The organism is Quyinboa mangrovi, assembly GCF_042219825.1.
GTDB lineage: Bacteria > Bacteroidota > Bacteroidia > Bacteroidales > UBA5342 > JBHJHP01.
On record NZ_JBHJHQ010000006.1, the window covers coordinates 85,999 to 110,009 of the forward strand.

The 24,011-nt window shown below is 39.5% G+C and carries 11 protein-coding genes; 10 read left to right on the top strand and 1 reads right to left on the bottom strand.

The window, feature by feature from the left end; all coding sequences use genetic code 11:
- Positions 1–135: 135 nt before the first annotated feature.
- The 10 genes from ACE1ET_RS13590 to ACE1ET_RS13635 all read left to right on the top strand — a co-directional run bounded on the left by ACE1ET_RS13590 (position 136) and on the right by ACE1ET_RS13635 (position 21,618).
- Entirely contained in the window at positions 136–1,452 is a 1,317-nt protein-coding gene (locus tag ACE1ET_RS13590) for an IPT/TIG domain-containing protein (protein ID WP_375728962.1), read from the top strand.
- A 12-nt stretch (positions 1,453–1,464) separates the two neighbouring features.
- A complete protein-coding gene (locus ACE1ET_RS13595; RefSeq protein ID WP_375728963.1) occupies positions 1,465–4,539 on the top strand; it encodes a SusC/RagA family TonB-linked outer membrane protein in 3,075 nt (1,024 codons plus the stop codon).
- A 7-nt stretch (positions 4,540–4,546) separates the two neighbouring features.
- A complete protein-coding gene (locus ACE1ET_RS13600; protein ID WP_375728964.1) occupies positions 4,547–6,502 on the top strand; it encodes a RagB/SusD family nutrient uptake outer membrane protein in 1,956 nt (651 codons plus the stop codon).
- Positions 6,503–6,526: 24 nt separating this feature from the next.
- On the top strand, positions 6,527–7,411 hold the full coding sequence (locus ACE1ET_RS13605; RefSeq protein WP_375728965.1) for a BT_3987 domain-containing protein: 885 nt from the start codon (positions 6,527–6,529) through the stop codon (positions 7,409–7,411).
- 13 nt (positions 7,412–7,424) lie between these two features.
- A complete protein-coding gene (locus ACE1ET_RS13610; protein WP_375728966.1) occupies positions 7,425–9,938 on the top strand; it encodes a glutaminase family protein in 2,514 nt (837 codons plus the stop codon).
- Between the two features lie 51 nt (positions 9,939–9,989).
- A complete protein-coding gene (locus ACE1ET_RS13615; RefSeq protein WP_375728967.1) occupies positions 9,990–12,269 on the top strand; it encodes a GH92 family glycosyl hydrolase in 2,280 nt (759 codons plus the stop codon).
- A gap of 65 nt (positions 12,270–12,334) precedes the next feature.
- Positions 12,335–13,651 carry a T9SS type A sorting domain-containing protein gene (locus ACE1ET_RS13620; protein WP_375728968.1) on the top strand — a complete coding sequence of 439 codons (1,317 nt, stop codon included), beginning with the start codon at positions 12,335–12,337 and terminating at the stop codon, positions 13,649–13,651.
- Between the two features lie 437 nt (positions 13,652–14,088).
- Positions 14,089–16,377 (top strand): GH92 family glycosyl hydrolase, encoded by a 2,289-nt coding sequence (locus ACE1ET_RS13625; RefSeq protein WP_375728969.1) that lies wholly within the window; start codon positions 14,089–14,091, stop codon positions 16,375–16,377.
- Positions 16,378–16,474: 97 nt separating this feature from the next.
- Positions 16,475–18,973, top strand: a complete 2,499-nt coding sequence (locus ACE1ET_RS13630) for a sugar-binding domain-containing protein (protein ID WP_375728970.1) — start codon at positions 16,475–16,477, stop codon at positions 18,971–18,973.
- Positions 18,974–19,122: 149 nt separating this feature from the next.
- Positions 19,123–21,618, top strand: coding sequence for a sugar-binding domain-containing protein (locus ACE1ET_RS13635; protein ID WP_375728971.1), 2,496 nt, complete (start codon positions 19,123–19,125; stop codon positions 21,616–21,618).
- A 50-nt stretch (positions 21,619–21,668) separates the two neighbouring features.
- Here ACE1ET_RS13635 and ACE1ET_RS13640 read toward each other — a convergent pair whose 3' ends face one another.
- Entirely contained in the window at positions 21,669–23,618 is a 1,950-nt protein-coding gene (locus ACE1ET_RS13640; protein ID WP_375728972.1) for a sialate O-acetylesterase, read from the bottom strand.
- Positions 23,619–24,011 lie beyond the last annotated feature (393 nt).

The following is a 24,011-nucleotide window of genomic DNA, read 5'->3' on the forward strand; positions in this document are numbered from 1 at the left end:
TGTTAACCAATATTTCAATCAACGGTATGGAAGATAAATCCCGATGCATATTCTTCCATTTTACTTTAAATAATAATGACTTAAAATAATACCAGAAATGGATAAAAATGCATTTAAAAATAAATTCTGTTAATTATGAAGAAAAAATCAAGTTTAATAAGGCGTATTAGCAAGCTTTGGTTTTTGCCCTTCATGGCTGTACTTCTGCTATGGTCCTGTGGTGGTAATGATGAACCGGAAGTGATCCTTTACAATCCGGATATTCCGGTTAAAGTCAACAGTTTTGTGCCGGATAGTGGAGGTGTTGGGACTCAGCTTGTGATAATAGGTGAAAATTACGGTCAGGATCCATCAATAGTAAGCGTTATTGTGAATGATCGCAAGGCAACAGTAATTGGAGTTAACGATACCCGAATATATGCTGTTGTTCCGGCTCGTGCAGGAACAGGAACCGTAACTGTAATTTTAAATGGTACTGATACTGTTGTAAGCGAAAAGATATTTAATTATAAACTTACACAAAGTGTTTCAACTGTTTGTGGAAGTACCGATGATACCGGACATGGAAGCATGGAAGACGGAAGGCTTGATGAGGCCACTTTTTTGTATCCCTATTATCTGGCCATAGATGATGAGAACAACTTGTTTGTAGTTCAGCGTCAGGGTATTGCCACCGAGTCTACTGGTGACCAGACACAAGCTATTCGTTTGGTTGCATTGAGTGATGATCAGGTAACTACAAAATATACGACAAGCGGTAATAACTTTTTACGCGCTGTTGAATTTAGCAAAACACAGGATACCTTATTTTGTGTAAATGACACATGGGATTCAAATGGTTTAGGATTATTTACATTAACGCGGGAACAAGGCTGGTACGATTCAAAGGATCTTCATAACAGCATGACGGTTAATGGAATTGCAATAAATCCGGTGGATAATTCATTTATCTATTCTTATTTCCAGAAATCCATTATCCGGTACTACGATGTGGCAACCGATACACGTAGAGATTTAACAACATTCGGCGAAGATTATGTTTTATATATGTGTTTCTCTCCGGATGGGAAATATGTATACATGGCTGTATCTGATGGTTTTCAGGCTGATCGCGGTAAACTTTACCGGGGGGAATGGAATTTTGAAACAAAAACCATTGATAACTCTGAGCTTATTTCTATTGATTATCTGAATTATCCTGAACAGATAGCCTGTGATGATCAGGGATATCTGTATATATGTGATTCAGGAAACCACACTATTGAGATGTGGAACCCGAAAACCAGAACATTTACAACATTTGCTGGTGTGAGGGGTGAATCTGGATATTTAGATGGCTTGCCTTTAAAATCTAAGTTCAATAGTCCTACAGGTATCTGTATTGGAGCTGATGGTGCAATGTATATTGCAGATAATGGTAATCACCGGATCAGAAAAATTGTAATCCAGTAAAAGACTTTAACTATGATGACAAAATATAAATCTTTATTACTTATTGTCGGTTTCCTGATTTCTTTTACAGGACTGGCGCAGGTTAAGCAAATAACTGTTACTGGTACGGTTACCGATCAGGATAATGAACCGTTGTTTGGTGTAAATGTGGTTGTGAAGAACCAGGTGGGTATTGGAACTGTAACAAACGATAAAGGGGAATATAAAATTAAGGCAGGTGAGAATGACATCCTTGTATTTTCTTTTATCAGTTTTGAAAAGCAGGAAGTACGCATTAATGGGAATAATTCCATAAATGTAATAATGCATGAAGCCAGTCAGCAGATAGAAGAAGTAGCTGTTGTGGCACATGGTACTAAAAAGAAGACGTCGGTGATTGGTGCAATAACATCCATTGAACCCACCGCATTACAGTCCGCATCTATTCAGCCCAGTAATGCACTTGCCGGTAATATAGCCGGTGTTATTGCGGTGCAACGTAGTGGTGAACCGGGTGAAAACAATTCCGAATTCTGGATCAGGGGAATCAGTACATTTGGAGCTAATTCCCAGGCATTGATCCTTGTAGACGGGGTAGAGCGAAATTTTAATGAGATAAATGTTGAGGATATTCAGGACTTTACCGTTTTAAAGGATGCGTCGGCAACAGCAGTATATGGAAGCCGTGGTGCAAATGGAGTTGTTTTAATTACAACAAAACGTGGTAAGGAAGGTAAAATCAACATCAATGCAAAAATTGAAAGGGGCGTTTCCGTACGGTCAAAAATGCCGGATTATGTGGATGGTATTACCTATGCCAATTTAGCTAACGAAGCTGCTGTGACCCGGGGCAGAGATGCCATTTACTCCCCTTCTGAAATTGAAATTATTGGTTATGGACTTGATCCTGATTTATACCCGAGCATTAACTGGAGAGAAGATCTTTTACTGCCATCTTCTTCAAGATACCGTTCAACCCTAAGCATAAGTGGAGGTAGTAGTCTGGTGCAGTATTACATATCAGGAAGTTATGTAAATGAATCAGGCATGTACAAATATGGAGATTTGAATGAATATGATACGAATGTAAACTATCAACGTTACAACTTCAGGTCAAATGTAAACGTGAACGTTACAAAAACTACATCTGTTGAATTGGGTATCGGAGCATGGATCGTGGATCAGAACAAACCAGCTGATGGCAATTCAGATAATATATGGGGATCGTTTTCTAACTTAACACCAATAACGGTTCCTTTTCAATATTCCAATGGTCTCTTTCCGGCTTATGGCTCAGGAGGGAACCTGGTTAGTCCTTACGTATTATTGAGTCAGAGCGGTTATACTACAAAGTGGGAAAGTAAACTGGAAACCAATATTGCCATAAAACAGGATTTAAGTTTTATTGCTGATGGCCTGAATTTTACAGGACGTTTTTCTTATGACGCATACAATTATAATCAGGTAAGCCGATTAACATCTCCAGATTTGTATAGAGCTGAAAAACAACGTGATGGATACGGAGATTTGGTACTCCGCAAAGTAGTGGATGGATATCCTCTCGCGCAGTCTTCCGGTGGTTGGGGTGATATAAGATACTATACAGAAGCATCCCTTAATTACGACCATGTATTTAATCAGAAACACAGAGTGGGTGGTTTGTTGTTGTACTATCATCAGGAATACAGCCGTAATGACGCAGGTAGTGATATCATTGCTGCAGTTCCAAAACGTAATCAGGCTGTTTCTGGTAGGGTAACTTATGCATACAATGATAAGTATATGTTTGAATATAACTTCGGTTATACAGGTTCAGAGAATTTTGAAAAAGGTTCAAGGTATGGTTTCTTCCCTGCTGTGGCATTAGGATGGCGTATATCACAGGAAAATTTTATGGATAACCTTCCCTGGGTTGATGAATTTAAACTGCGCTTTTCGTATGGAGAGGTTGGAAATGATCAGTTGAATCAAAGATTCCCATACATTACAACCGTTGGTAGCGGTACTGGTTACCGGTTTGGAGAAAATGCGCAGATTTACCTTGATGGATTGAGAACACTGGACATTGGAGCACAAAATCTCTCCTGGGAAACGGCCAAAAAATATGATTTTGGTATTGATACCAGGTTCTTTAACAGATTAGATTTGGTAGCGGATGTATTTAAAGACCGCCGTGAAGATATTTTTATGTTGAGAGGATATGTGCCTTATGCTGTTGGATTGCTCGAGGGACAGCAGCCATGGGCCAATGTAGGTGTAATGGAAAGTCAGGGTATTGACGGGACGGCATCTTTTGAAGGTAAAATAGGTAAATTAAACTATACAATCAGAGGAAACTTTACTTACAGCACCAGTGATGTGATAGACTACGATGAGGCAGCAAATTCGTTATACTATCAGCAAACGGAGGGCTACCGCTGGCAACAAACCCGTGGATTAATAGCACTTGGGCTATTTCAGAATGAAGAAGAAATTGCCAACAGTCCGGTTCAGACATTTGGTACTGTAATGCCAGGTGATATAAAATACAAAGATGTAAATGGTGACGGTCAGATTGACGATGCTGATGTTGTCCCGATCGGACATGCCACGATTCCTGAGATTCAGTACGGTACTGGTTTAAGCTTACGATATAAAAATATTGATTTTAGTACCTTATTTCAGGGAACCGGTAGTAGTGACTTTTTCATTGATGGCAATATCGCCTATCCGTTTTCAGGAAGTGAGACAGGAAATATAAGTAGTTATGTTGCTAATGAAAGTAACCGTTGGATTTCCAGCGACTTTTCTGGAAGTACTGCCACTGAAAATCCGGATGCCATGTTTCCTCGTCTAACGTATGGTCCTAATCAGAATAACAACCGGAACTCTACTTTCTGGTTAAGAAATAACCGGTATCTGCGATTGAAAAATATGGAAATCGGATATAACTTAAACCGGAATTTTATTAAAAAGTTTCACATGCAATCTGCAAGGATATACCTTATTGCTACCAACCTGTTGGTATTTTCACCGTTTGACTGGTGGGATCCGGAACAGGATACAGGTAACGGTGCAGCATATCCTTTACAGAAATCATTTACCTTAAGTATTAATGTTAATTTTTAAGAGCATCATGAAAAAACTAAATATAATATTCAAAACAGGTTTATTCATTATACTCTTCAGTATAACGTCCTGTAATTACCTTGAAGTCGACAAGTATTTTACTGATATGTTGACAGAAGAGCGGGCTTTTCAATCAAAGCAGTATACTGAACAGTGGTTATGGAATACTTATTCATGGCTGCAGGGTTCCGGTCGTGAAATTGCAACCAGGGGTAATACAGCCTTTTCATTTGCTTCAGATGAGGCGGTATTTTCTGACTGGGGCGGTGGTTTGGAAATTCAACAGTACCAGAACGGTGAATACAACGAATCAACACAGATTCATGAAGACCGTTGGGGTGATTTGTATCGCGGTATTCGTAAGGCATCAACATTTATTTATAATGTAGATAACTGTGAGGAGCTGAATGCAAGTGTTCGCCAGGATTATAAGGCACAGGCCAGATTTCTTCGTGCGTATTTTTACTGGATGCTACTGAAACAATATGGCCCGGTTCCCATCATTAAACCGGACGAAGGTGCTGACATAAGTTTGACTTATGAAGAGCTGGAAATGGAGCGTACACCATTTGATGAATGTGTGGATTACATCACCACAGAACTTTTAACAGCAGCACGTACGCTTCCAAAGTCCCGACAGGCTAACTGGTTGGGACAGGCTACTGCAGGTGCAGCACTGGCAACCCGTGCCAAAGTATTATTATATGCTGCCAGTCCACTTTATAACGGAAATACAGATTACTATAACTTTAAAAATCCGGACGGTACGTTGTTGATTAACCAGGTGTATGATGAGGAAAAATGGGCAAAGGCAGCAGCTGCTGCTAAAGACGTTATCAATTTAGGATTGTATGAACTGAATACAGTGCCTTACGAAGAAGGTGTAACCAAACCACTGGCTTCAAATGTACCGACAGATCCTTACCCAAATGGTGCTGGTAATATTGATCCGTTTGAATCATACCGTCAGACATTTAACGGTGAGGTGACAGCATCTAATAATCGTGAGTTGATTTTTGTGGCTCCTGAAAGTTCTATTAATGATATGGTAAAACATTTTACACCAAAACAGTTAACAGGTTGGAATTGCTTTGCCATGACTCTGAAACAACTGGATGCGTATTATATGTTCGATGGAAAAGATATTCATGATGCAACGGCGGAGGTTCCTTACAGCGATGATGTGTTTACAACGTCTTCAACTCAGGTACCTTTTTTACCTGCTGGTGTCAATTATTCTTATGCATACCGTGAACCACGTTTTTATGCATCGGCATCATATAATGGCGTTATATGGGAAAACAAAAGTACTACTGTAACCAGTCTCCGTAATAAGCAGATATTCTATTACAAAGGTAGAATTGATGGTAAGAACGATGCTGATATTGAACACTATGTGCTAACAGGTCTTGGCATTAAAAAATTTTACAATCCGTTGGATTCATGGAGTGAAGGTGGACAGCGATTGCATAAAGTTGAGCCGCGCATCCGTTATGCAGATGTATTGTTATGGTATGCAGAGGCACTGAACAATCTTACGCAGTCGTACACATTAAAATCATTTGATAATCAGATTGATATCACTGTGTCAAGAGATGTTAATGAAATGCGTTTTGCCATTAGCCGTATCAGGTTCAGGGCAGGATTACCTGATTATTCAGAGGACGTATATGCCAGTAGAACTGAATTCTATACAGCGCTTAAAAGAGAACGACAGATTGAGCTTTTCATAGAAAGTGCACGCTATTTTGACCTGAGAAGGTGGAAGGATGCAGAAGTTGAGGAAGCCTTGCCTTTATGGCGTTACAGTGTGGATGTTACCGCATCAAGCTATAAAGACTTTTATACAAGGGAACCACTCTGGGTTAAAAAACGATTTGGGAAGGAGATGTATCTATGGCCGCTACCCCTTAACGAGCTGAGAAGGAACAGTAAACTGGTACAAAATCCGGGTTGGGAATAATCAATGTTTTAAAACGATAGAAAAATGAAAAATATAATAAAATATATCACAGTCTTAACTGGTTTTCTGGGCGTGTTCCTTATGTCGTCTTGTGATGAATTACCGGAGGAGCAATTTGTGAAATACGTGCTTTTTGCCAGAAACGGATTCGTAGAACATCAGTTTGAGTATCGTTCTGATACATTGTTACGCAAAGATATCAGTGTTTCGGTCAGTGGTACATCTGTACTAAATAAGGATCTGGATTTTACGATTGCTGTTGACCCGGATACACTTAAGGATTATAACTATGCCAGGTATCTGGAAGATTCCTCTTTGTATTTGCAGACTTTACCGGATTCCTGTTACAGTTTTGAATCATTATCAGGTACGGTAAAAGCCGGAGATGAATATGGTCTTATTCCGGTTAATATTATTGGAAGCAAAGTAAATAAATTCCATAATTATGTATTACCCTTACGCATTGTAAGTGCATCGGAATATACGATAGCTCCTGTTTATTCTGTGCTGATGCTTGAAGTACAGTTTGTGAATAATTATTCAGGAACGTATGTATTTACAAGCAGTGTAAGTGGTATACAGAGAAACGGAAATCTGGAATTTAAAGTGGTGGATGAAAATACCTGCTTTTTTATTTCTAATTATACCGGCGATGTATATAATACATATCCACCAATTCTTGTAACATTTAATTCGGATAACAGTTTGACTATTTCAGGACGTGATGAGGATGAACTTAATATTGTGGAAAGCGATACAACCTTGGCAGGTGAAACAACGAATTATTTTGAAGAAGATGAAAAAGCTTTAACCAGAACATTAACACTTACGTTCAGTTATTATGATCCTGTAAGTGAATCTACTAAGCTTTTTGATGGTGTGATGGTAATGGCACTTGAAGAAGAATAATAAACATATAATTATGATCGCAAACAGAATTAAAATAATGAACCTGGGTAAAATAATTACCGGCATTGCCGGATTTGGGATTTTGTTATCCTCATGCATTGGAGGAGTATCTGAAAAAACTGCAACGACAGAGCTCCGGGCTCCCGCCTATCCATTAATTACGATCGATCCATATACCAGTGCATGGTCCACATCCGATCAGTTGTTTGATACACCGGTAAAACACTGGACAGGCAGAACACATTCCTTAATCGGTGCTATTCGCGTTGACTGCGAAGTTTATCGTTTTCTGGGGAAGGAGGATATACCATTGAAGACTCTTTTGCCCATGGCAGAAGAAGAGGAATGGGTTGGTAAATACACATTTGATAAACCTGCCAAAGGTTGGGAACAAAGTAAGTATAACGATAAGTCCTGGAAATCAGGGAAAGCCGGGTTTGGTACGTTGGGAACTATTCAGGCAAGAACAGACTGGGATACGGATAATATCTGGGTTCGCAGGGAATTTACATTACCGGAGCTCGCCAAGGGCGCGGATATTTATCTGAAATATACCCACGATGATGATTTTGAACTGTATCTAAATGGAAAAGAGATCGTGAATACAGGGAATAAAGCTCGCCGGAATGTAGTTCAGAAGATTGATGCATCACTGCTTAATTCGAATGGGAAAAACGTCATAACAGCTCATTGCCTTGATCGTGGAGGTCTGAATTATGTTGATTTCGGATTATATACCGAAAACGACAGAAAACAGGTGTTTGAGCAGACTGCGGAACAGAAATCAGTCGCATTATCTGCCACTCAAACCCATTATGATTTTACCTGCGGACCTGTTGATTTAAAAGTGGAATTTGTATCACCACTACTACCGGACGACCTTGACCTGTTGTCACGTCCTGTTAATTACATCAATTATAATGTAACATCCAACGATGGGGCAGAGCATGAAGTTCAGGTGTATTTTGAAACCACGCCTGAATGGGCGGTGAATGATCCTTTTCAGGAAGTTCAGGTTACTCAGGGACATACCGGAGATGTGATGTATGTTAAAGCAGGGACAACAGAACAACCTATTCTTGAGAAAAAAGGTGACAATGTAAGAATTGACTGGGGATATGCTTACCTGGCATCGGTCTCGGATGATAATTCACAGGTGTCGGTTGGCGATTATTTTGAATCAAAAGAAGCATTTGTAAATTCAGGAAATGCTGGTGCAAATATCGATGCTATCACCACAAAAATGACACAGAAAATGCCTTCTATGGTTTGTGTTAAAGAGCTGGGTAAAGTTTCAAAAGAAACTTCAGGATTTGTTATGATCGGCTATGATGACATTGAATCCATTCAATATTTTGGTGATAATCTAAAAGCATGGTGGACTCAGGGTGGTGAGGTAACGTTTGATGATGCCTTACAAGCTGCAGCTTCGGATCATGATGTAGTATTGAAACGTTGTAATGCTTTTGATAATGAAGTTTGGAACGAAGCTGTTACGGCAGGTGGAAAGAATTATGCCGATCTCTGTGTGTTGGCTTATCGTCAGTCGGTTGCTGCACATAAACTGGTTAAGGATCCCGAAGGAAATATTTTATTCCTGTCGAAAGAAAATTTCAGTAATGGTTCTATCGGAACAGTGGATGTGACCTATCCGTCAGCTCCATTATTTTTAAAATATAACCCGGACATGCTGAAAGGTATGCTGAATCCAATCTTCTATTACTCAGAAAGTGGGAAATGGACCAAGCCCTTTGCAGCGCATGACGTGGGAACCTATCCAAAGGCAAACGGCCAGACCTATGGTGGTGATATGCCGGTGGAAGAGTGTGGAAACATGGTAATCCTCACAGCGGCTATTGCAGAAATGGAAGGAAATGCAGATTATGCAGAACAACATTGGGAAGTACTGACAACATGGGCCGACTATTTGATGGAGAATGGTCTGGATCCTGAAAATCAGTTGTGTACGGATGATTTTGCCGGTCATTTTGCCCATAATGTAAATCTATCGGTAAAAGCGATTATGGGTATTGCCAGCTATGGCAAACTGGCCCAAATGCTGGGTAAAACTGAAGTAGCAGATACGTATACCAAAGAAGCTAAGAAAATGGCTGAAGAATGGATGAAAATGGCCGATGATGGCGATCATTACCGCCTGACTTTTGACAAGCCAGGTACCTGGAGTCAGAAATATAATCTGGTATGGGATAAACTGCTGGGTTTTGGAATTTTCCCTGGGACCGTAGCGGAAAAAGAAGTGACATATTATTTAACCAAACAAAATAAATACGGACTTCCTTTGGATAACCGTCGCACATATACCAAATCTGACTGGGTGGTATGGACCGCGACAATGGCATCTGATAAAGCAACATTTCAGAAATTCATTGATCCGTTGCACGACTATGTGACGGATACACCTGACAGGGTTCCGATGAGTGACTGGTATGAAACACCAAATGCTGAACAGGTAGGCTTTCAGGCAAGATCAGTTGTGGGAGGTTATTTTATAAAACTATTGGAATAGGAAATATGGCAGACAGTTTTACTGTCTGCCAATGTCAATTATATTGGGAAGATGAGACAACGGTTGGTTTTTGTTATAATATTAATATTTGAGCTGTCGCTATTCAGTGTCAGAGGACAGGATATTAAGCCTGTGGATTATGTCAGTACCTTAATGGGCACTGATTCTGAATTTATTTTATCAAATGGTAATACCTATCCGGCTATTGCTATGCCCTGGGGAATGAATTTCTGGACACCACAGACAAACAAGATGGGAGATGGCTGGGTATATGGCTATGATGCGCATAAGATAAGAGGCTTTAAACAAACACATCAACCAAGTCCATGGATCAATGATTACGGTCAGTTTTCTCTGTTCCCAATGACAGGGGATTTAAAAATTGACGAGGATGACAGAGCCAGCTGGTTTTCGCATAAGGCAGAAACGGCTAAACCACATTATTATAAAGTCTACCTGGCAGATTACGATGTAACAACTGAAATTACCCCGACAGAACGGGCGGCTATGTTTCGGTTCACCTTTCCTGAAAATGATAAATCATTTGTATTGATCGATGCTTTTGATCAGGGATCTTACATCAAAATTGTTCCGGGTGAAAATAAAGTGATCGGTTATACAACAAGAAACAGTGGGGGTGTACCGGAAAATTTCAAAAACTACTTTGTTGTTGTATTTGATAAATCTTTTGTTAAAAGTGATGCATGGAATGGTAATCAGTTGGTTGAGAATGCCAAGGAAATGCAGGGGTATCATGTAGGTGCTGCCATTCAGTTTGAAACACGAAAAGGAGAACAGATACATGCTAAAGTGGCTTCATCATTCATAAGTTATGAACAGGCAGAACTGAACCTTAAGGAATTAGCAAATGATTCATTTGATCAGCTAAAAAACAAAGGTGAGGCTGTCTGGAATAAGGAATTGTCGCGGCTTGCAGTGAAAGGCGGTACGGACGATCAGATCAAAACCTTTTATTCAGCGCTTTACCGTGTACTTTTGTTCCCGCGTAAATTTTATGAAGTAGACAAGGACGGAACTATTGTACATTACAGCCCCTATAATGGTGAGGTCCTGCCCGGATATATGTTTACAGATAATGGATTTTGGGACACGTTCAGAGCAGTATTCCCTTTCTTTAACCTGATGTATCCTTCTTTGAATGAGAAGATTCAGGCAGGTCTGGTGAATGCGTATAAGGAAAGTGGCTGGTTGCCTGAATGGGCAAGTCCCGGACACAGGGATTGCATGATCGGATCAAACTCAGCCACACTTATAGCAGATGCATATTTGAAAGGATGCAGGGGATACGATATTGAAACCTTATGGGAGGCCGTTGTAAAGAATACACAAAATGAAGGACCACTACATTCCGTTGGCCGTTATGGTGTTAATTATTATAACAAATTAGGGTATATCCCATATAATGTTGGAGTGAATGAAAATGTAGCCCGGACACTTGAATATGCATTTGCAGATTTTTGCATATATCAGCTGGGTAAAAAACTGGGTAAACCAGAAAAGGAAATTAAGATTTTTGCTGAACGGTCGCAAAATTACAGGAATGTTTTCGATGAAGGTCACAATCTGATGCGAGGGCGTAATGTAGACGGATCATTTCAAAAACCTTTCAGCCCGTTTAAATGGGGTGATGCATTTACAGAAGGAAACAGCTGGCATTATACCTGGTCTGTTTTTCATGATGTTCAGGGATTAATTGACCTGATGGGTGGGAAAAAGGAATTTTTGGCGATGCTGGATTCTGTTTTTATTGTTCCTCCGATATTCGATGATTCTTACTATGGACAGGTGATTCACGAGATAAGGGAGATGCAGGTGATGAATATGGGCAATTATGCACATGGTAATCAGCCAATTCAGCACATGATTTACCTGTATAACTATGCCGGTCAGCCGTGGAAAACACAATATTGGATCCGTGAGGTTATGGACAGGTTGTATACACCTGAGCCGGATGGTTATTGTGGGGATGAGGATAACGGACAAACATCGGCGTGGTATGTTTTCAGTGCCATGGGATTTTACCCCGTTACACCATCAGCTGATCAATATGTAATTGGTACACCTCTATTTAAGAAAATGACTGTAACTCTTGAAAACGGGAACAAGATTGTCCTGAATGCTCCTGATAACAGTTTGGATAACAAATACATTCAGGCTATACAAATGAATGGAAAGGCATACGATAAAAATTATTTCAGGTATGGAGATTTAATGGATGGTGCCGATATAACATTTGATATGGGAAATGAACCAAATAAAAAGCGCGGTATCAAAAAGTCGGATTTTCCGTACTCATTTTCAAACGAATAGAACCGAAATTCTAATATAAGTGATCATTATTTTTAAAAATTAACATTAATTTAAAATTAGAGATTATGAAAAAAAGTTTATTCTCAACATTTATGGTTGTTCTGGCACTTATGCTGGGAACCTATGTGCAAGATGTTTGCGCTGAAGCTGATACTATTAAATCACTCGTAATCCTTCCTACAGGTAAAGCATCAGCTAACACGGTACTATGGAGTTACACACTGTCTGAACCGTTGGAAAACTGGATGAATACAGACTACAATGAGGCCGACGACTGGTTTACCACATGGACGCATGATGCTCCTGGTGGATTTGGTAACAGAGGACCGCAGGGTACCGAATGGACCAGTGCGGAGGGAACCAGCATCTGGTTAAGGAAAATATTTAATCCGGGTGATTTGTCAGCCGAGTTAATTCAAAATATGTATCTAAACATCTTTCATGATGATGATGTAATTATTTATATTAACGGAGTTGTGGCATTCCAGGAAACCGGATGGAACGATGCCTACGAAGTTAGGGAGATGACCCAGGAAGGTAAGGATGCATTTCTTTCTAATCAGGATAACCTGATAGCTGTAAAATGTACACAGGGTGTAGGAGGTCAGATGATTGACTTTGGTATTGAAACGAAAGAGCCGGCTACTGCAATTATTCCTACAGCTCAACTGGAAGCACAAACATGGAAGTACAAGGAAATTGCTTTTGAGACAATTGATGCTGACTGGAACACTGTTGGGTTTGATGACTCCGGTTGGTCAGAAGGTCAGGGCGGATTTGGAGATGATACAACAATCTTATGGTTACCAATTAATACTGTTTGGGGGCCAACAAATTACACAGATATTTATCTGAGAAAAACAGTAACATTCCCAACTCTATCTTCTGCTCAGCTCGAAAAGGTTGTATTAAACATCATGTACGATGATGATACAGAAGTTTATATCAACGGGGTTTTAGCATTTTCCGCGCCAAGCTGGGTAACAAATTATGTTCAGAGAGATATCACTGAAGAAGCAAGAGCCGCTATCGTAAATGGTGGTGAAAATACCATCGCGGTTCATACATATCAAAACGAAGGTGGTCAGTATATTGATATGGGAATACTTACAGCATATGAAGTTGGAACTCCAATTGAAAAAGTTCTTGCTGAACAGCCAGTTTCAGTATATTTTAATAATAGAACAAATAATCTTACGGTATCAGGTGACCAGGTATCTAAAGTGGATATCTACAGTATTTCGGGTAAACTGGTAAAATCTGTAAATATTAACAGTGCAGATAATGTAAAAGTTAATCTTAATGCATTACCGAAAGGAATTTATATCTCTTCTGTTATGGACAGAGGTGAAAGATGTGCTGTTAAATTTATAAAAGAATAATTATCAAATTAAGCAATGCTACCGGATTAACCGGTAGTGTTGTTACCGTTGACGAACAATTAAAAGTCCGGTTCAATATTCATCCGTTATAGTTACAGGCTGGATCATATTTCCAGAATAAGTTAGTTAGTACATCTTATAAAATTCTCAATTCACTTCCGGTCTTGTAAACATTTTTAGAAAAGACATTCTGAATGGCTTTTGAATAAAACGGGTAATATTAACCGGATTTTTATATGTTTTGTTCGTTTGAAGTTTATAGATTTATGCCCCTCCGTGGGCATATCTTTAATTTATGCAGAGCCTTTATATAATAAATATATTTGGTTTAAATCTGCCATTCAAATGAGTAATTCAGCTGCTTTTGTTTTATTGTTATTGCGGTTGAGTTAGAGGTGTAACTTGTCATTATTAATAGTAAAAGATTGTTTAAGGTAATGAGTTTTAATAAGAAAAAATCTGTCCTGTTGTTATTTTTGATAATTGTACTCCATGGATTCGCCCAGAATAAAAATCTTGCGGATTATGTGAATACGTTACAGGGGACCAATTCTAAGTTTGAATTGACACACGGTAATACTTATCCTACTACTGCTTTACCTTTTGCTATGCATACATGGACACCTCAAACAGGGCCGAATGGTGATGGTTGGAAATATCAGTATTTCAAAGATGAAATAAGAGGTTTTCAGCAGGCCCACCAGTGCAGTTCATGGACCAATGATTATGCGGTTTTTTCTTTAATGCCGGTAACCGGAGAATTAATACTGGATCAGGAAGAAAGAGCATCACAATTTAGTCATAAGGATGAAATAGCAAAACCTTACTATTATTCGGTCACCTTTAAAAACGGTATAAAAACAGAAATAGCACCGGGGGAGAGGAGTTCGCATATGCAATTTTCTTTTCCTGAAAAATCAAATGCATATATAGTCTTTGATGGATATACAGGCTACAGTGAAGTAAAGATAGACCCTGATAAACGCACAATAACAGGTTATGTACACAATGGAAGAGGACTGAAAAAAAACTTCAGGGATTATTTTATTATAAAATTTGATAAGCCGTTCAAATCATATGGTGTATGGGAAAACAGGGAACGGGGAAGATGGAATGATAAAACTGAACTTTCAGGCAAAGGTGCAGGGGCATGGATTAAATTTGAGGAGGGTGTAAAGGTTCAGGCAAAAATAGGCTCTTCTTACATAAGTCCTGACCAGGCATTGTTGAATATGAAGAGGGAGATTGGAAAAAATTCATCATTCGAAAAAACAAAGAATAGTGCTTTTAAAATATGGAATGAGTATCTAAGCCAGATCGTTGTTGAGGGAGATTCGGAAGATGACAAAGCGACATTTTATTCCTGTTTTTTCAGGGCAAGTCTTTTTTCCAGAATGTTTTACGAATACGATGAAAACGGTGAACCCTATTATTTTAGTCCGTATGATGGTAAAGTTCATAAAGGATACCTTTTTACAGATACTGGATTCTGGGACACATTCAGAGCTCAGTTCCCGTTAAATGCACTTTTGCATCCAACCATGCACGGAAGGTATGTGGCAGGATTGCTGGATGCATATGATCAGTGTGGTTGGTTACCTTCATGGTCTTTTCCTGGAGAGGCCGGTAGTATGATTGGAAATCATGCCATTTCGTTACTGACTGATTCCTGGGTAAAGGGAATCCGGACATTTGACCCTGATAAAGCACTAAGAGCATATTTTCATGAGGCAACAAATAAGGGACCATGGGGAGCTGCAAACGGAAGGCACGGCTGGCACGATTATTATATTCTTGGTTATGTGCCTTATCCGAAATATGGCGAAGGTACTGCAAAGACACTTGAATACGCATATGATGATTTTTGTGGCTATAATCTGGCAAGACTAACCGGAAATAAATTGTTTGAAGATGCATTTGCGAGACAAATGTTTAATTATAAAAATGTCTTTGATCCTCAAACCGGATTTATGAGAGGCCGGGACAAAAATGGACAGTGGAATAAGAATTTTGATCCGTATGAATGGGGTGGACCTTACACGGAAGGAAATGCATGGCAATATCTGTGGTCTGTTTTCCATGATCCTCAGGGGCTTGTTGATTTACTTGGGGGTGAAGAGAACTTTGTAGCGAAAATGGATTCTGTATTCACGCTTCCTAACACTGTAAATGTGGGTACTTATGGCTATCAGATTCATGAAATGACGGAAATGCAGATGGCTGGTTTAGGACAATATGCGCACGGAAATCAGCCTATACAACACATGATATACCTGTATAATTATGCCGGTGCTCCATGGAAGTCTCAGCAAAAGGCACGCGAAGTAATGAAGAAGTTATACAATGCCACGGAAAATGGTTATCCGGGCGATGAAGATCAGGGGCAGACTTCATCATGGTATGTATTGAGTGCAATGGGTTTTTACAGCGTATGTCCGGGAACAGATCAGTATGTATTTGGAAGCCCCGTATTTAAAAAAGTCACTCTGACTCTGGAAAACGGGAATACGTTTATCGTTGAAGCAGAAAATAACAGTGATCGCAATGTATACATCCAGTCTGCAACATTGAATGGTCAGCCGTATTCTAAGAATTATATCCGCTATTCAGATATTTCCAACGGAGGGATCCTGAAATTTGTAATGGGCCCCAAACCAAATAAGAAAAGAGGAATAGGGGACAGTGACAAACCATTTTCTGTATCAAATGAATATAAACTAAAATAAGTTCTGATTCTGGATTATTATTGTCGATTTAGAATGACTAAATAGTAGATACACAAACAAATATTAACAAAGTACCATTAACAAAAGGATGAATATTATGAAATTATTAGTGAGAGTAATACTGGTAATGATGCCGGTATTGACGTTTGCGCAGGATTGGCAGATGAAAGAGGCACCGTTAATGACTTCTTTTTCAAAGGATATAGATCCCAATAATGTACTTCCCGAATATCCGCGACCACAAATGGTAAGGGACCAGTGGATGAACCTTAACGGTATTTGGCAGTATCAACCCGGAGAAGGTATGACTGAACCGGTTCCGACAGGCGATCTTGCAGGAAAGGTTTTAGTTCCTTATCCTATTGAATCAGCAATTTCCGGGGTGATGGAATACCATCCTTTGTTTTGGTACCGAAGACTGTTTACAGTTCCTGAAGCCTGGGAAGGGCAACGGGTTATTATTCACTTTGGGGCTGTGGATTACAGATCTCAGGTTATTATTAACGGAACGGCTGTTGGTATCCATGCAGGAGGCTATGATCCTTTCAGCTATGATATCACTGATTATCTGAATGAATCCGGAGATCAGGAAATAATTGTAAGGGTGTATGACCCAACCGATGACAAAGGCTATCCCAGAGGAAAACAAACGTTACATCCGGGAGGGATTATGTACACATCAACTTCCGGTATCTGGCAGACTGTTTGGCTGGAACCTGTACCGGTTTCGCACATCGAAGATTTAAAAATGATCCCGGATATTGATAACAGTAAACTAAATCTGACGGTAAATTCAGACGGTAATATGACCGGTGTCACTGTAAAAGCAACAGTAATGGATGGTGATACAGAAATTCAGTCAGTAACAGGTGCTGCTGATCAGGAATTGAACATTCCTGTGCCGAATCAAAAACTCTGGAGTCCCGAATCACCGTTCCTGTATAATCTGGAAGTTAAACTGGTAAAGGACGGTCAGACAGTAGACTCCATAGGCAGCTATTTTGGAATGCGCAAGATTTCGATGGAAGATGTGAATGGAATCAAAAAAATGTTTTTGAATAATGAATTTTTGTTCCAGATGGGGCCATTGGATCAGGGGTTCTGGCCGGATGGATTATATACCGCACCGACTGATGAGGCGCTGAAGTATGATCTTGAAATGATTAAAACCTTCGGATTCAATATGGTAAGGAAACATATTAAAGTTGAACCCTACCGTTGGTACTACTGGGCCGATAAACTTGGGGTACTGGTCTGGCAGGATATGCCTTCTATTAATTCCTATACCTCAAATCCGCAGCCCCTCGAAAAGGTGGCCTTTAAAAATGAACTGCAAAAGCTGGTTGAAACTCATTTTAACTGTCCATCAATCATTATGTGGGTAGTGTTTAATGAAGCTCAGGGACAGCACGATACAAAGGAACTGGTTCAAATGGTTATGGATATGGATCCGTCAAGGCTGGTTAACCAGGCAAGTGGTGGATGGCATGAAGGTGTCGGACATGTTCTGGATCATCACAGCTATCCGCCTCCATCATATCTTGAAAGTACAGATCAGATTATGGCCTGCGGTGAATATGGTGGATTGGGGTATATTGTGGACGGTCACTTATGGAACGCTGATGATCTGTTTCAGTATGTGACTTTGCCAACTACCGATGCTTTGGCTTCAACTTACGAGGACTTTGCAGATCAGCTAACCATCTATAAGACCAATAACGGCTTAAGTGCTGCTGTTTATACTGAGATAACCGATGTGGAAATTGAATTGAACGGATTAATGACATACGATCGTTTAATCAAACCAAATGTAAAACGCATTCGTGATGCTAACCGTAAAGTAATTTATCATGATCTTTATAAAGCGGTGGTTGTACCAGCTTCAGAGAAGGATCCGCAGATATGGAAATTTACTGTTTCACAACCCGCAGCTAACTGGTACACACCCGACTTTTCAGATGCTGGCTGGAATGCGGGTAGTGCAGGATTTGGGACGGAAGGAACACCGGGAGCAGTTGTAAGAACTAACTGGGACACAGAAGATATCTGGATGAGACGGGAATTTCATTTAGCTGATCTTGAAGGTGTAAATATGGATAATCTTGTCCTGAACATACATCATGATGAGGATTGCGAGGTTTATTTTAACGGGGTTTTAGCCACATCTTTAAGCGGATATACATCAAAGTATGTAACAGCAGAAATAAATGCTGAAGCTAAAAATGCGCTGAAAGCAAACAGTGATAATATTATGGCTATTCATTGTAAACAAACCGGGGGTGGACAATATATTGATGCAGGCATTTCCATGCTAAGTCTGGATGAACCGATTCTGAAAAATCCGAATTTTGTATCAACTGCTCAGAAAAAAGACGAAGTAAGTATTTTTCCGGTACCTGTTGATGATTTTCTGAACTTTTCAAAACCATACAAGGAAACAGTTATGGCCTGTATATATGATATTAACGGAGCAGAAGTTAAGCGCATGACAGGAAGGTTGAGTGGGATAGATGTTTCTGAATTAAATCCAGGCGTGTACCTTCTGAAAGTTGAAGAAGGAAGCAGTACCAGGAACTTTAGATTTGTCAGTAAATGATATACCCAATACGGTGTATGTTGGTGCATTGCACTTATACATTTTACAATATAAATTAAATAAGCGTTTGATAAGGGTGTTGATATGTAGTTAGTACAGTTGACACCCTTTATCTTTTAATATAGAAATCAGACATTAAACCAATTCAAATGAAGACTACGTTGATAGTTATTTTTGCACTTTTCCTGTCATTTTCGGGTAATGCGCAACAATGGGAAATGAAAGAGGCACCTTTAATGACCCGGTTTTCATCAGAAATTAATCCTGACAGTGTTCTTCCGGAATATCCACGTCCACAAATGGTGCGTGACCATTGGCTTAACCTGAATGGTATATGGCAATTTCAGCCTGGTACAGCATTGACAGATCCTGTTCCTACAGGAGATCTCTCAAGAAAAATACTTGTACCATTTCCAGTCGAGTCTGCCATTTCCGGAATAATGGAACATCATCCATATGTTTGGTACCGTCGGACATTTACTGTTCCTGAAACATGGAATGGTAAGAGAATAATGATACATTTCGGAGCTGTGGATTATTACTCTGAAATTTTTATAAACGGAATTTCAGTTGGGAATCATTACGGTGGATATGATCCGTTCAAATTTGATATTACAGAATATCTTAGCGGATCGGGGACACAGGAAATAATAGTCCGTGTATTTGATCCAACCGACGACAGAGGATTTCCGAGGGGCAAACAGACCTTATATCCTGGCGGAATAATGTATACTTCTGTCACAGGAATATGGCAAACCGTATGGTTGGAACCTGTTCCGGAAAACCGGATCGGTTCAATAAGATTAATTCCGGATATTGATCATGGACAACTTAAGTTAAGCGTTAATTCTGCTGGTGATATGGCAGGAATTATTGTGGATGCTACTGTACTTGATGAAGGAAGTGTGATTCAAACACAAAGCGGTAATGCTGATGAAGTTATCACATTTAGTATACCCAACCAGAAATTATGGTCACCGGATAATCCGTTCTTGTATGATTTGCAGGTAAAATTGGTTAAGGATGGTGTTACAGTGGATTCGATCGGCAGTTATTTCGGAATGAGGAAAATTTCGGTTCAGGAGGAAGATGGTATTCAGAAACTTTATCTTAATAATAAATTCCTGTTTCAGCATGGCCCCTTGGACCAGGGATTCTGGCCGGATGGCATATATACCGCCCCAACGGATGAAGCGCTTCGCTATGACCTGGAAATGATAAAAATGTTTGGATTTAATATGGTAAGAAAACATATTAAAGTTGAACCTTACCGATGGTATTACTGGGCCGATAAACTGGGTATAATGGTCTGGCAGGATATGCCTTCGGAGAATTCATATACTTCTAATCCAAAGGCAATTGAAAAATCAGCGTTTAAAAATGAATTAAAGAAAATGGTTGAGTTACACTGGAATAGTCCTTCTATTGTAATTTGGGTAATCTTTAATGAAAGCCAGGGACAGCACGATACACCTCAACTGGTTCAGATGGTAAAAGATATGGATTCTACAAGGCTTGTTAATCAGGCCAGCGGTGGAAGTCATTTTGATGTTGGAGATATTCTTGATATACATTCATATCCACCTCCTGCGTGTCCCACAAGTACAACACAAGTGCTAGCCTGCGGTGAATTTGGAGGTGTTGGCTATAAAATACCAGGACATTTATGGAGTGATGGCTTTGGATATGTTATGGCAGCCGATGAAGAAGAATATCTGGCTTATTATGAGAATTATATGAGTCAGGTTACAACCCTAAAAACCAATTCAGGATTAAGTGCGTCCGTATATACTGAAATTACTGATGTAGAAACTGAGCTAAACGGGCTTTTAACATATGACAGAACGATAAAGGCTAATATTAACAGAATTTACAATGCCAACCGATTAATTATTGATCATAACATATACTATGCTGATGTGATAAGGACGTCGAAAGATGAAGCGCAAATGTGGAGATATCGGTATACTTCTCCTGAATCTAATTGGTATGAACCACAGTATTCAGATGTGGACTGGTCTGAAGGAGAGGCCGGTTTTGGAACGGACGGTACTCCAGGGGCTATTGTAAGAACTGTATGGAATACTGAAGATATATGGCTAAGGCGGGAATTTTACCTGGGTGATCTTTCCAACATCAATACCGATAATTTTGTATTGAATATTCATCACGATGAGGATTGCGAAGTATACATAAATGGCGTGCTGGCTGCCACTTTCACTGGTTGGACAACCAATTATATAACAGCGGCTATTAGCGATGCCGCCAAAAATGCCTTAAAATCTAATGATCAAAACCTGATTGCCATTCATTGTAAACAAATTTTTGGTGGTCAATACATTGATGCAGGAATATCTATTGTAAGTGTAGATGATCCCAATATCACCATTCCCAATTCAATTAACGTCCCAGTAGATAAAAATAAGGTTAGTATATATCCTTGTCCCACTAAGGAATATATCAGTCTGTCCGGAAATTTTCAGTCAGCTGTTACATCAAATATTTATAATATTAATGGAGAAAAAGTCAAGGTTATTGAGAGTAATCCTAAAAGGATTCAGGTTTCAGACCTTAATGCAGGATTGTACATGTTGGAAGTCAATGATGGGAATAGTGCTAAAAAATACAGGTTTATAAAAGAATAGACCCCATGATTTAAAACAAAACAGGCTGCCTTTTAAGGCAGCCTGTTTTGTTATTTTTCGGTTATCCCTTTCCAGGTATCTGTTCTGAACGGAACTGCCGGTAAACCTTCTTTATTATACAGGTTTAAATCATCCGGATTATCGGCCCATCCAAAGCGTACTGCAACTGGATTTTCTACTTCGTCAGAATAAATAACTACAGAATTGTTGTCCAGAAGCTTACCTCTTGCCCAATGAAAAACTTTATCTTTCCCTGCTACAGCAAAAGCTTTCAGGTAACCGTATTTGTCTTTCAGCATTAAACCGCTACCCGTATTACTAAAATGTATAATAACCTTATTCCCATTAATTTCCATGGATTCATAGGTAGGACCTGAATTTACCACATCTTTCCCATATGCAACTTTTAATGCATTTAATTCAAGCCGCTTTCCAACATCCTGTTTGTTTTTAGGATGAATATCGTTTGCATTGCCAATGTCTATGGCCAGTGCCATTCCTGTATTGGGAAGATCCAGTGCCATGGTTTGTGCTTCACGCAATTCGGCCCATTCACTTTCAGCAGGTTGATTTTTAGCAGGCATAAAGTTTGCCAGTTGAACCCAAAGAAACGGAAAGTCACCCAAATCCCAGTGTGTCCGCCAGTCAGTTATCAGGCTTTTAAATACGCGCCTGTATTGGTATGCCCTGTCAGCATTGGATTCTCCCTGATACCAGATAGCACCTTTAATGCCGTAAGGTATAATCGGGTTAAGCATTCCGTTGTAAAGCAGTGTAGGGTATGCATTAGGGCTGATATAGGATGAGACAGGAAATACCTCTGTAAATTTCACTTTCCAGTCACCGGCCAACGAAATATCCCCATTTGAAGTTTTAAATTTGAGAGCGTCTTTATTCCCATAAATACCACCTCCACCGCCAGTATCCAGAACCCGAATAGCTATTACGTTATCTCCTTCATGTAAGACGCCTGGTTCAATTTTATAAATACGATCCAGATTATACTCATTGGTCTTTCCAATTTCTTTACCGTTGATCCAGGTAATATCCTGATCGTCAATTTTTGCCAGATAAACATCATTCACGTTTTCTGCCTGTTCTTTGGTCAGATATACATGTTTTCTGTACCAGCAAATACCATCCACATCGGCATAACCCTCTGATTCCCATAATTCCGGAGCATTGATTGTACTCCAGTTCTTATCATCCAGCTTTGGATCCGCAAAAACCGCTTTGCCATCTAATATTCCCTTATCCTTTGCCGGGATTTTGCCACCGAAAAGATCTGCCATCTTTTTAGTTTTTTCCTTTGCGTAGTTATCGAGATCAAGGGTCTTTAGTTTTCCCAGTGCATTGTTAAAATCCGGATCATTTTCAATGACATCAGGGCTGATCCATGTTTCTGCTACGGTTCCTCCCCAGGATGTGTGGATCATCCCGACCGGAACCTGAAGGTCTTTCATAAGGTCCCGGGCAAAAAAGTAACCTACAGCTGAAAAATCTCCCACCGTTTCAGGCGTACAAATCTCCCATTCACCACCGGCAAGATCCGCTTCCGGAGACTGGCTCACACGCTTTGGAACAGTAAACATCCTTAATTTGGGGTAATTGGCTTCTGCGATCTCCTGCGTACTGTTTTTAACACTTTGAACACTAAATTCCATGTTTGACTGTCCCGAACATACCCAGACTTCACCAATCAGAATATCATCAAAAACGATTGTGTTATTTCCACTAATAACCATTTTGTATGGTCCACCATAATCCATCTCAGGGAGTTTAACTAACCACTTCCCTTCCTTATTAGCCCTGGTGTGTATAGTTTTACCGGCAAACTCAATTTTAATTTTTTCACCTTTGTCAGCCCAACCCCAAATAGGATTTTTTAGTCCTTTTTGAAGGACCATACCAGGACCAAATATTTTAGCAACCTTGATATCTGCATCAACAGAGGCAACTGACAATAATCCCAGAAGAAAAAATAATGCGATCTTTTTCATTTTATATTGATTTGAATTTTCGTATTCAAGGTTTCCAGCGTACCTGGTACTGTCATTTAACAGGAACATATCATGTTGGTACATACACTATGGCTAGAAAAGATACTCATAATCTGTAGATAGCCTGACAAAAAATGAAATTTTTTTTAAAAAAATTAACTAAACCGGGATTTTTAATGAGTAAGGCAATTCGGCAGGTTGTATTAGTAAACATAGAGTTAGCTTTAGTCATATATGATTTATTTGTATGGTTAAAGGAGAAATCCGAAACAATAAAACAATTACCGATCAGAATACCGGATTTAAAGCTGGTAACCTTCGGGTGCTTTTTACAGATTTTTGTTCTGTTGACAGTAATGTTGTGTCAGTTAAATCCCACAGAACAGATTCTGT